7 protein-coding genes are annotated in these 13,145 nt (G+C 42.2%); 2 read left to right on the forward strand and 5 right to left on the reverse strand.

The window, feature by feature from the left end:
- Window positions 1–47: 47 nt before the first annotated feature.
- Together BWI44_RS05135 and BWI44_RS05140 are read right to left on the reverse strand one after the other, a co-directional pair.
- Entirely contained in the window at window positions 48–3,371 is a 3,324-nt protein-coding gene (locus BWI44_RS05135; RefSeq protein ID WP_195209027.1) for a DUF5107 domain-containing protein, read from the reverse strand.
- A gap of 98 nt (window positions 3,372–3,469) precedes the next feature.
- Window positions 3,470–4,855, reverse strand: coding sequence for a sugar porter family MFS transporter (locus BWI44_RS05140; RefSeq protein WP_195209028.1), 1,386 nt, complete (start codon window positions 4,853–4,855; stop codon window positions 3,470–3,472).
- Window positions 4,856–5,038: 183 nt separating this feature from the next.
- On the opposite strand from BWI44_RS05140, the gene BWI44_RS05145 reads away from it, so the two are divergent.
- Window positions 5,039–5,917, forward strand: coding sequence for an AraC family transcriptional regulator (locus BWI44_RS05145; protein ID WP_007661863.1), 879 nt, complete (start codon window positions 5,039–5,041; stop codon window positions 5,915–5,917).
- A 90-nt stretch (window positions 5,918–6,007) separates the two neighbouring features.
- On the opposite strand, the gene BWI44_RS05150 is transcribed toward BWI44_RS05145, so the two are convergent.
- Together BWI44_RS05150 and ahcY are read right to left on the reverse strand one after the other, a co-directional pair.
- Window positions 6,008–8,521: a YfhO family protein gene (locus BWI44_RS05150; RefSeq protein WP_278706558.1), complete on the reverse strand. Its 2,514-nt coding sequence runs from the start codon at window positions 8,519–8,521 to the stop codon at window positions 6,008–6,010.
- A 102-nt stretch (window positions 8,522–8,623) separates the two neighbouring features.
- Window positions 8,624–10,042 (reverse strand): adenosylhomocysteinase, encoded by a 1,419-nt coding sequence (gene ahcY, locus BWI44_RS05155; protein ID WP_195209030.1) that lies wholly within the window; start codon window positions 10,040–10,042, stop codon window positions 8,624–8,626.
- Between the two features lie 171 nt (window positions 10,043–10,213).
- Between ahcY and BWI44_RS05160 the strand changes: the two genes are divergently transcribed.
- Window positions 10,214–11,386 carry a PAS domain-containing sensor histidine kinase gene (locus BWI44_RS05160; protein ID WP_195209110.1) on the forward strand — a complete coding sequence of 391 codons (1,173 nt, stop codon included), beginning with the start codon at window positions 10,214–10,216 and terminating at the stop codon, window positions 11,384–11,386.
- Window positions 11,387–11,462: 76 nt separating this feature from the next.
- On the opposite strand, the gene BWI44_RS05165 is transcribed toward BWI44_RS05160, so the two are convergent.
- Window positions 11,463–13,109 carry an AMP-binding protein gene (locus BWI44_RS05165; RefSeq protein WP_138292966.1) on the reverse strand — a complete coding sequence of 549 codons (1,647 nt, stop codon included), beginning with the start codon at window positions 13,107–13,109 and terminating at the stop codon, window positions 11,463–11,465.
- Window positions 13,110–13,145 lie beyond the last annotated feature (36 nt).

Raw genomic sequence — 13,145 nt, forward strand, 5'->3', positions numbered from 1 at the left:
ACAGGGAAATGTGTCGATTCTGGCACATCCCCGTACAATAAGAGTAATCACATCCTGAACACTTGTTTATTCACATCAAGTCTTTTCACCTTTTCATAATATTCTTCTGCTAATTCTTCCTCTCCTATACCACTATATCCTAATGCCATAACATAATAGCAATGAACCTTGTTACGTACATTCAGGTCATCCTCCCAGATCGCAAGCTCTGGTAAGGATACTGCGAAATAATCGATTTTGCATTCATCGAAGAGATGCTTCTTGCCGTGGTCTATCAGCTTGTTGAAGCGGCTACGTGCTTTGCTCTCTTCTCCTAATGCCCTCCAGGCAAGTCCTTGATAGAAAATCTTGTCAGGTTGTTGGTCATTGTAATAGAATGCCTGTTGAGGCTCGCTGGAACCTTGTGTTGCTTTCATTAAGTATTTTATGGATTCGGCTTCGTTGCCCAGCTTTTGGTAGGCTATTCCTTTATAGTAGTCTACCTCATTCTCTTCGGCGTTGATCAGTTTACCCTCACCTAATTTATGCGGATAATGATCAGTCTCTTTTAAAAGACTGATGGCTTCAAGATATCGCTTTTCCTTAATAGCTTTTTTGGCAAGTTCTACCCGACAGAGAATATATTGCCCTGTAACTTTACCTTCGCCACCTTCCCACGGATGGAACTTCCGTGCGGCTATCAGTTCTCTTGCCTTTTCATAGTTGCCTAATTGATTATAGAGGGTTATTCGTTCTATGCATAAGTCATCCCGCTGTGCCACCAGTTCCAAATGTGCCTCTAGAAAGGTCAGGCGTTCTGCATGGGCTCGTCCCATTTTCTTATATAGTTGATCCAGCTCCATAAAGATGCGTGAGTCCGTTTGGTCCAGTTCAAATGCTTTCTCCAACAATCGGCATGCTTCTTCTTTCCTGCCTTTTTTGTTGTAATAAGCCAATGAAAGGTTGCGCAGAGCCGTAGGGAACTGATTATTTATCTCTACTGATTTCTCCCAGCATACAGTAGCTTCTTCATAACGGCGGTGTGCATACCAGAAGTTCCCCAGATAATAAGGAGCCTTGAAATCCTCTGGATTCATCTTCATAGCATCTGTCAGTACATTGACTTCATCGATTCTGTTTGGAAAACACTTGTCAGGAGATAGGCTTTGTGCCTTCTTATACCATTTCTGGGCTGTTTCTTTATCTCCTGCCATTGATGCAAAGTATCCTAACATATAAGCAGCTATTGGATAAATATTGGTTTGTTCGTCTATATAAGTATGCATAATCCGGGAAGCTTCTTCATACATTCCTGCGGATGAAAAATCAAATGCATATTCAATATAGTTGTGTACACTACCGTTGAGGATACTTAGCATTTCCTGCAATTCTACCGGATTGCTTTCAATGAAATATTTTTCAAATCGGCATCCCAAATTAAACTTATCGATAATCAATGATTCCTCAATAAATTTCAAGGCTTCTTCAGTCTTTCCTGAATGTCTCAGGATAGAAGCTTTTAACTGGCGTGCTTTATGATTATGCCAGTTGTGGATGAGAGCCAGATCTATATGTTCCAAAGCGGCAGTCCAATTCTCTCTGATACAATCTATCTGTGCCACACCGAAGTAGCCTGCATCTCTCCAAGCCGCATTCCATGTGGCTTTATAATAGGCACTATATGCATCATCATACTTACCCTGCATCTTCAGGCTCCACCCCAGATTATAATAGGGTTCTCCATCATAAGGATTAGGATTACGCTCTGTTAATGTTTTTATGGCTGTACGGAAATACTGTTCAGCTTCTTCAAATTTACCTCGGCGCATATTCAGCAACCCTACGGCATTATTGCAACGTATATCTCCCGGTTCTCTTTCCAATGCTTCCATGTAGTAAGCCATTGGGTCATAGGTCGCATGCCGATATTGCTCCAGATGTAACCCAGTCAGGAATAATTGCTCTATGGAAGCTATCTCCTTGGGTTGTTTGGCTGCCTTAGCAGCATCCGGAGTTGGTTTTATTTCAGGCTTATCAGCTTTATATTTCAAAAGTAGTTTGCCATTGTTATCATACAAGGATAAAATAAGGTTTTCGGGTAACTCTTTTGTTATATTTATCTGACTTTTAAAGATATTTTCTGGCGAAAGTGTGGTTATTTTGTCAAATAACACCTTTCCTGTTATATCTTTTAATTCTATTTTGATGTTTTCTTGCTTACCGGTTGCATATACAATGATGTGTGCGGTGTTATCTGCAACATCCAGATTCAAAATGAAATCTTTGGTCGCATTCTTTACATATCCCACTTCACTATATGGCAGGAAGTATTGCTTCCATGACTTTTCCTCATAAGGTTGTAACCATGTGAAGTCAGGCTGGTTATCTGTATAAACACCTGTCATCAATTCGATGTAAGGACCATCTTCATCGGTAAGGTTTCTGTCCCATGCAATACCAAAATCACCATTTCCCCAAGTCCATTGTTTCTTTCCCGGTGAGAGGTGATGATCGGCTACATGTAATAATCCTGCCTGTATATGTTCTTCATATCCGCCTACAAAGTCATAGCGTGATTTAATGGCCATGTATGAAGTGGGGACAGGGATATTCTTATATTTGGAAATATCGACACCTTCCGAATAGTCCTGTTTGTAATATATGCCTGTAGCTATAGGAAAATTGGATACATCTCTTTTCCCATGATCGAAAACAGCATGTACATCGGGTGGAAAAACCGAGTGATAGTGGTCGTTCACAACAACGGCAGGGTTCGCCCACCAAAGGAAAGTTTGGGGGAACGGAGTTCGGTTATAAACCTTCACATTAATTTCCAGATAAGCTTTGTCCGGATGAAGTGTGAATCCCTGCATCCCTTTCGTATTGAACATACGCTCTACTTCATTGCACCAGACCGTTTTACTACCGTCTGCATTTTCTTCAATCATACAGTCGGTAGGTAAGTATGTACTTGGACGATGATGCTGAGGCCAGTTGAATTCAATTCCGCCTGATATCCAAGGACCGGTCAAACCTACTAAGGCTGGTTTAATGACTTGGTTGTAGTAGACAAAGTGACGTTTCTTCACTTTGTCATAAGCCATTTGTACTCGCCCTCCCAATTCCGGCAAGATCATAATTTTAAGGTATTCGTTTTCGAGGAAGTAGGCCTGATAGTCTTTTTCTTTTTTCTCGTCGCATATCTTTTCTACGACAGGATAAGGGTAAACTACTCCTGAACTTCCTTGATAAACACGCTTTTCCAGAAAGATGGGATTTTTTTCTTCCTCTCCGATTTCATAAGTCGGAAGTTTGATTGTTTCTTTCCAAACTTTCACAATTCCTTTTTCTGAGAGGGTCGGTTTAATTAAATATTCTGTAATTTTCTCCATAAGGTATTTATTGTTTTTTTAGACAATAAGGGTAAGTTAAGCGATGATTTCTTGTCATCGTTTAAGTAAGATGTAATTCAATAAATGATATGTTGTTTTTAACTAGTTAATTCTTTCTCAATGCTTTCCAGTGATTTCCCTTTTGTTTCGGGTAATTTGATTTTGATGAATACAAATCCGAGAATACAGATGATTCCGTACAACCAGAAAGTACCATAGGCACCTAATCCGGAATTTAATAAAGGGAATGTATATGTCAGTACAAAACAAGCTGCCCAAAGAGAGAAGGTGGATACTGCCATTGCCATACCACGGATACGGTTTGGGAAGATCTCAGATAATACGACCCATGTAACGGGAGCAAGTGTCATTGCATAGCATGCTATAGCTAATACAACCATAATTAGTACGGCCATTCCGGTTATATTGAGGTAGTAACATATGCCCATGATGATATAAATGATGGCAAGCCCTGAAGCTCCGAATAACATAAGGGAGCATCTTCCCAACTTATCTACAGTGTACATACCTACAAAAGTGAATATTACGTTCGTCACTCCTGTTACTACAATATTGAATAGGATATCAGAAACACCGTAACCTGCAGCTGCAAAGATTTCCTGGGCATAATTAAACACTACGTTTAGTCCGCACCACTGCTGGAAGGCTGCAATAACGATGCCTATTAATAATATTCCCGGTATCTTGCCTTGAAAAAGCAGGCGGATATTTAACTTCTCTTTGGTGACATTTATAACTGTTTTAATGCTTTCAATTTCTTTTTTGGCATATTCTTTTCCACCTATGTGGCTCAAGATATTTTCAGCTTTACCGTATTGTAATTTTGTAGCCAGCCAACGGGGACTTTCGGGAATGAAGAATATAAGGATAAAAAAGAGTCCCGAAGGTACTACTTCTGCCCAGAACATCCAACGCCATCCCATTTGCCCATTCCATGTTTCCAGAATGTTTTCGCCGGGAACTACCGGGTCAGCGATCAACCAGTTGACGAACTGGGCTGCCAGAATACCTAATACGATTGTCAATTGATTGATCGATACGAACTTCCCTCGTACATGGCTGGGTGATACCTCGGCTATATACATGGGAGATAAGTTGGAAGCAATGCCGATGCCAATACCACCGAATATGCGGTAAAAGATAAACCAATTGAGGTCATTGACAGCTCCTGTACCTATTGCAGAAACGGTAAAAGTGATAGCTGCTATTATCATCAAAGGTTTACGCCCATATTTATCAGATAAGCTACCTGCAATTGTTACCCCTATTAAACAGCCGAGAATGGCACTGCCCATGACCCATCCCTGCATACCGGGAGAATTCTCAATTGCAAAGAAGATTTCATAGAATGGTTTGGCACCTCCAATGACTACCCAATCGTATCCGAAGAGTAGCCCTCCCATGGCAGATACCAGCGAAATAAGTAATAGGTAAAAATTGTTGCTAAATGGTTTTGTTTTCATGATATACGATTTATTGTATGGCAAATGTATGCCATTAAACTTAATAAAAAAATGCAGATTGTTATCAATTTAATGTATAATCTTATTATATTTATGGCTGTAAATGCTTGAATGTATTGCTTGAATAAGCATTCATGTAAAATACTATGATATATATGTAAAATACTACCAAAATCAGATACTATGGAAAAGGTTGCAGAAGGTTTTAAAGGAGAGAAGGCTATCGTTACACCTTATAATATACGTAACCTTCAACGAGAGAATAATATTACAAAACAATTATTCGTCAGTCATATTGGATACTATCCTCATGCAGAAAATCATTTTAGGGAAAGGGAAAAAGGGACTAACGAGAATGTCTTTATATATTGTGAGAGTGGTTGCGGTTGGGTTAGTTATAAAGGTGAGAAGTATATCCTGACTAAAAATCAGGCTTTTATATTACCGGCTAATGAGCAACATGCATATGGAGCGGACGAAGTGAATCCCTGGAGTATCTATTGGCTACATTTCTGTGGCGAGGGCGTGGCTATGTTCTCCTCCATAATAGGTAAGGCTATATCTTTGGAGGAGTCGGATAAGAGCCGTTATGATGATCGCTTTCAACTATTTGAAGAAATGTATCAGAACTTGGAAATGGGATATAGTCCTGAGAACTTGGAATATGTTAGCTTTTGCCTGATGCATTTTCTGGCTTCTTTGAAGTATATTAATCAGTTCAGAGAAATAAAGAAGGTGAGAGAAACGGATTTTATACAGAAGAGCATTTCCTTTATGAAAGAGAATATGGAGAATAAGATTACGCTGGAGGATATAGCTCAGCATGTGGGCTATTCCGCATCTCATTTCAGTGCATTGTTTTCGGAGAGAACTTCTTATGCTCCAATGGAATATTATAACCAATTAAAAATTCAACGTGCTTGTTCGTTCTTGCAATTCTCCGATCTAAAGATCAAAGAGATTGCTTTCCGTTTAGGTTATTACGATCAATTCCATTTCTCGAAAGCTTTTAATAAAGAGATGGAAATTACTCCCAAAGAATATAGGAGGAGATATAAATAACTTCAGATATAATGTAAATGCCCCCTAAAAGTTTACTACAGACTTTTAGGGGGGCATTTTGTAATAAAGAGAAATTAGTTTTGCTAAGTTTTAGCTTTTGGGAGAGCTTAACCTCTTTCTATATACAATCACCATTATCATAATACCTATCACCATTAGGGCCAGTGCTGCATAGGCAACACCTTCTGTTACATGCAAGCTCTTCGGATCAAAGCGCATTTCAATGGTGTGTTTTCCAGCAGGTACATACATGGAGCGCAGGATATAGTCTGCACGGGCAATGTCGGCAGGTTCTCCGTCGATGGTAGCTATCCAGCCGTCCGGATAATAGATTTCGGAGAATACGACTACACCATCCTTTGAATTATTTGTTTCATAAACCAGACGGTTTGGCTCGTAACTCGTCAGGCATACGCTGGAAAGGCTGTCTTTATGAACGGTGGTAACACCTTTCAGAATATCTTTGAAGCGTGTATCTACTACGGCAGTTTCCGTTGGAAGTATAGTATTCAATGCATCCATTTCCTGATTTGCATTATCCACATATTCCACTTTATTTACGAACCATGCATTGCCGTAAGCATACGGGTTTTCGATAGGCACTGTCTGTCCTTGTCCGGCAGGAAAGATGAAATACTTCGTATTCAGCATGTTCAGGATGCGGAATTTGGAAGCATCCACGCTGTCCATTTCTCCGCCTGCGGTGGCAATAACCCGATAGATGGCTTGCATTTCAGGAGAAATGTGCCGTTCGATCATCTCCTGATAACGACGCAACTTGGCAGCATGATATCCGCCCACACTCTTGTGCCAGTAGGAAGTATTATTCTCGTTGAATGCATCTCCGGAGAAATTCAGTACACGGTAGTTCGGATCAGTGTCCTGCAGGATGATTTCGTCAGCTTTCGTTTTTTTGAAAGTATCAACTTGGGTAGAACGTGGAACGAATTGATCATCGTGCAGATAGCGCTTGTTGACTCCCCACATATCGATCACGCAAAGAATGGCAATGCCTGCAATAATATAGGGTCTCTTTAATTTTCCACTATAGTAAAGCCACAACAGTGCACAACCAATTACGATAATAATAAAGCTACGCAGTGCATCGGCACTAACCATTGCAGCACGCATTTCCGCCATATTAGAGAGGATGCCGGACAACTCGTTTGCAGGAATCATTTGCTGATTGACCGCATTCTGTAGCATTTGTGCTTCCTTTGCAGGGATGAAAGTCGAACTGAAAGCTCCGGGAATAATGGCTAATATCAAGGCTACGCCGGCAGTAAGTGCCAAGCTGACACCTATAAACTTCATCTTCTTCTTGAGTATCTCCGGTTCATCCAGAATCTTTTTCAGCGCAAAGATAGCTAGTAGTGGAATAGTAAATTCTGCGATAACGAGAATGGACGATACGGCACGGAACTTACTATACATAGGTATATAGTCTATGAAGAAATCAGTTAGTGGCATGAAGTTCTTGCCCCATGAAAGAACAATGGAGAAGAATGTAGCTCCGACTAATGCCCATTTCAATGGACCTCTAACTATAAAACAACCCAGGATGAAAAGGAAGAGTACAAAAGCACCTACATATACAGGACCTGAGGTCATCGGCTGGTCACCAAAGTATTGGGGTAATTGCTGGTATAGTCCGGAATAGGTTGGATTGGCTTTTTCCATGGCTGTCTCATTCAAGATGAGAGGCACGGAAGCACCACCTTTAAAGTTAGGCACTAACAAGGTCCAGGTTTCACCGATACCATAGCTCCATTGGGTGATGTAGTCACGGTCCAGCCCACTACTGGTTTGTTTGGCTGCATCGCCGGTTTCTACAAGCTCGCTTTTACCACGCATGGTTTCTTTGCTGTACTGGTAAGTGTGATACAGGTTCGACAGATTGACGGATACACCAATCAATGCAGCTACTACAAGCACACCACTGGCCTTAAAGAATTGTGGAAAGGTTTTATTACGCCATGCATCTTCAAAGTAGGCTCCTGCAATGAAGAGGATGACGAACAGGAAGTAATAACTCATCTGTACGTGGTTCGACAGAATCTGCAGGGCAATGAACAATGCTGTAACGATACCTCCTGCCAGATATTTACCCCGGTATGCCAGTACGATACCTGCTATCGTGGGCGGTATATACGCCAGTGTGATAAACTTCCAGATGTGTCCGGCAGATATCAGAATGAAGAAGTAGGACGAGAATGCCCACATTAATCCGCCTAACCCTGCCAGCCATGTAGGTATGCCGAATGCACGCAGCAGGATGAAGAAGCCCAGCATCAGAATAAACGTCAGGTTGACATATGTGGGTAAAAATAGTCGGTACACTTTCTGCACCCATGTCAGCGGTTGAGTTGAATCGTAGCTGGGGGCTATCTGGTAAGTCGGCATACCACCGAATAAGGAGTTAGTCCAGCGCGTATACTCACCGGTTTCCTGGCGATACAAGCTTGCTTCTTGTCCGGCACCTGCACCGGCAGCCGTGTCATGTTGGAAAAGAATGCGGTCTTCTATATCCGCCGGAAAGAAGTAGGCGAACGAAAGTACTGCAAACGTAAGAATGACCAGGAGGTCAGGGAGGAGCTTTTTCATAAAAACGGGGTTTTTATGAAATTGACAATTGACAATTGACAATTAAGCTGCGCTGTCATTCTGCATAGCCATTGTCAATTGTCAATTGTCAATTTCGTTATTTTAATAGCGATAGTGTTCGGCTTTATACGGTCCGTCTACAGTTACACCGATATAGGCAGCTTGCTCGGGAGTCAGCTTCGTCAGCTTCACACCGATTTTCTCAAGGTGCAGACGTGCTACTTCTTCATCAAGATGTTTAGGCAAACGGTAAACACCGGTTTCATATTTCTTGTTGAACAACTCGATCTGAGCTAATGTCTGGTTGGTGAATGAGTTACTCATAACGAATGACGGATGACCGGTAGCACAACCCAGGTTCACCAGACGACCATCGGCTAATAGAATAATGCTGTGTCCGTCGGGGAAATAGTAGCGGTCTACCTGCGGCTTGATGTTAACACATTTGATACCGGGATAATGTTTAAGAGCATCCACCTGGATTTCATTGTCGAAGTGACCAATGTTGCAGACAATTGCCTGGTCCTTCATCTGCTCCATGTGATCAATGCGGATGATGTCGATATTGCCTGTTGTAGTAACAAAGATATTACCTTGTGTACAAGCCTCTTCCATAGTTACTACCTCGAAGCCTTCCATTGCAGCTTGCAGGGCGCAGATCGGGTCTACTTCCGTAACCAGTACACGGGCACCGTATGAACGCATGGAATGTGAACATCCCTTACCTACATCGCCATAACCGCAAACCACTACTACTTTACCGGCAATCATTACGTCCGTAGCACGTTTGATACCATCGGCCAGAGATTCACGGCAACCATAAAGATTATCGAATTTAGACTTCGTTACTGAGTCGTTCACATTGAATGCCGGGAACAGCAATTTCCCTTCTTCCTGCATTTGATACAAACGGTGTACACCTGTCGTAGTTTCTTCTGAAACGCCACGCATTTCGACGGCTACGCGATGCCAACGGGTAGGATCTGCAGCCAATACACATTTCAGGATAGCATTCAGTTCTATTTCATCTTCCGCATGAACTTCTTTATCCAGAATAGAGGCAGTGCTTTCCGCTTCGTACCCTACGTGTATCATCATGGTAGCGTCACCGCCATCGTCAACGATTACCGTAGGACCTTTGCCGCCGGGGAAGTTCAACGCCTGAAGCGTACACCACCAGTAATCAGCCAGTGTTTCACCTTTCCAGGCAAATACGGGAACGCCACTTGCAGCGATAGCAGCAGCAGCATGGTCTTGAGTCGAATATATGTTACATGAGCACCAGCGTACTTCGGCGCCCAGTGCCACGAGGGTTTCAATCAGTACCGCCGTCTGGATGGTCATATGCAGGGAACCCATTATACGAGCACCTTTCAACGGTTTTGTTTCTCCATACTTTTCGCGAAGAGCCATAAGGCCGGGCATTTCTTGTTCTGCCAGATCGATTTCCTTGCGACCGAAGTCGGCAAGCGTAATGTCTGCCACCTTGTAGGGCAGAGTAGAGAATAATTCTTTAGACATATTAATCAATGATTTAAAATAAAAAGTGATGCAAAGATAGAACATTCTGATTAGTAGGGCAAAAGCTATTGGTTTTTTTTAAATAAAAGCTCGCAATATATGTTGATATAATTGAAAAGAATAGTATATTTGTTGCCCGAATGTAATACTCAACAACATATCGGCCTTGAAATGAAGGACTATAAAGATAAAACAAAAGAAGAACTACTGGAGATTATCCGGAAATTAGAGGAGCAATTGGAAAATCGTACTCTTCCGGATTCTTCATGCCAGGATGAAGACTTGGAGCGCTTCCGTAAGCAATACGGTAAAGAAATTCTGGACGCTATCCCGGATATGTTGACTGTTTTTGATTATAATCTGGATTATATAGAACTACTGTCCTCTCCTGATACCAATCATGTAGAGGGATTATCCGGTGAGGATAAATCACATCCTAATCTGAAAGATATAGTACCGGAATCAGAATACCGCAAAATCCGGGCGAATATGGAGAAAGTGATGCGTACCGGTTGTCCCAGCATAGGAGAACATTCATTGTGGTTTGAAGGAGAGATGCATCATTATGAAAATCTGGTATGTCCTTTGGGAGATAAATATTTATTATGTATGTGTCGGGATGTGACGAGCCGGGTGAATGCGCTACGTGAACTGGCTGCTGCCCGTGTAAAGGCAGAAGAGTCCGATCGATTAAAATCTGCGTTCCTTTCAAATATGAGTCATGAAATCCGTACTCCATTGAATGCGATTGTTGGATTCTCAAGGTTGGTTATCGATTCGGGGCACGAAGGAGACAAGGAGGATTATTGCAATATTATCGAGAAAAATTCGGAATTGTTGTTGTGTTTGTTTAATGATATTCTGGACTTGTCTGAAATGGAATCAGGGACTTTGGAATTTGTTCGTGAGAAGGTGAACCTTTATCATGCTTGCCTTGAAGAATATGACAGGCATCGGTTGAAAGTAAATAAAGGCGTGATTTTGATACTGGACGATGTGGATGAGGAGTTGTGTGTGATGGGAGATCGAATGCGCATTATGCAGGTATTGATGAATCTGTTGAGTAATGCTGCTAAATTTACTCCTACCGGAGAAATACATTTTGGTTATCAGTTACGCGGCAATATTGTACAGTTCTACGTAAAAGATACGGGTATTGGTATTCCTGCCAACCGGGTGGCGAAGATTTTCGAACGCTTCGGCAAGATTAATAACTTTGCACAAGGCACCGGGCTGGGGCTGACTGTTTCCCGTATGTTGGTGGAACGGATGGGTGGACGCATTTGGGTACGTTCCGGTGAAGGAATAGGAACGACATTCTTTTTTACACTACCATTGGGATAATTAAAAACTACGAAATTAAGTATAAGAAAATAGGCTGCAACATAATCGTGCAGCCTATTTTCTTATATTTAGTTCTTTAGATTATCTCAATTCCTTGTTCCTTGCAAAGTTGTAATCCTACATCTTTCAATTTGAACTTCTGTATCTTACCACTTCCCGTCATTGGGAATTCCTCAATGAAGAATACATATTTAGGTATTTTATAACGTGAAATCTTGCCTGCACAGAAGTCGCGTACATCCGATTCGTGTATATCTGCCCCTTCCTTCAGGATGATGAAAGCGCCTACTTCTTCACCATATTTTTTTGATGGAATTCCGGCAACTTGTACGTCCTTCACGCCTTCCAACTTATAGAGGAATTCTTCTATCTCACGCGGGTAGATATTTTCACCACCACGGATAATCATATCTTTGATGCGTCCGGTGATGCGGTAATTGCCGTTTTCATCTTTCACGCCAAGGTCACCGGAGTGAAGGAAGCCATTCTTGTCGATTACTTCGGCTGTAGCTTGCGGATTCTTATAGTAACCCTTCATGTTGTTATAGCCCCGGTTGCACATTTCGCCTTGTACACCTACCGGGCATTCTTCTCCGGTTTCAGGATCGATAACCATGACTTCGGTATGTTCAAAATCATGTCCTACGGTATTGCAACGGACATCGAATGGGTCGTCAATGCGTGAGGCTGTCATACCCGGCGATGTTTCTGTCAAACCATATACACTCGTAACTTTCATATACATCTTTTCTTCCACCTGCTTCATCAGTTCCACAGGGCAGAGCGAACCTGCCATGATGCCTGTGCGCAGGCTGGACATATCGAACATATCGAACATGGGATGATGCAACTCGGCAATAAACATGGTGGGCACACCGTATAGAGCTGTGCAGCGTTCTTTATGTATAGAGGCAAGAACTACTAGCGGGTTGAAGCGCTCTATCATGACTTCCGTGCAACCATGAGTCAGACAGTTCATTGTGGCAAGCACTACACCGAAACAGTGGAACAGAGGTACACAGACACATAGTTTGTCATCGGCTGTGAACTTCATATGCTCTCCCGTCAGATAACCATTATTGGTAATGTTATAGTGGGTGAGCATAACTCCTTTCGGAAAACCGGTGGTACCTGATGTGTATTGCATATTTACCACATCATGGCAGGTTACCTGACTTTTCAGATTATTCAGACATTCGTCTTCCACATTGTTACCCAGTAGGAGAATTTCAGCCGTATTGTACATACCACGATGTTTCTCCTGGCCTACGTAAACAACGTTGCGCATGTGTGGGAAACGTTTGCTTTTCAGGTGTCCGCGTTCGCAGTTTTTCAATTCTGGCAGCATGGTATATGTCATTTGCACGAAGTCGCTGTCCTTTTCACCGTTCACGATGCAGAGGGTATGCATATCTGAATTTTCGCACAAGTATTCCAGTTCGGCTTGTTTGTAATTGGTGTTTACGGTTACATAGACGGCACCGATTTTGGCGCAGGCATATAGTAGCGTAAGCCAGTCGGGGACGTTGGCAGCCCATATACCTACATGGGTTCCGCGTTCTACACCAATAGAGATTAGTCCTTTCGCCATGTCGTCTACCCGTCGGTTGAACTGGCTCCAGGTGAAGCGTAGGTTGCGGTCGGAATAAACAATGTATTCTTTATCGGGCGTAGTCTCTGCCCAGTGCTCCAGCCATTGGCCGAGTGTTCTTTCGTAAAGCATAAATGAAGTGATAATATTATAAAAGTGATAGGATGG

Source organism: Bacteroides sp. Phil13 (genome assembly GCF_001940965.1).
GTDB lineage: Bacteria > Bacteroidota > Bacteroidia > Bacteroidales > Bacteroidaceae > Bacteroides > Bacteroides intestinalis.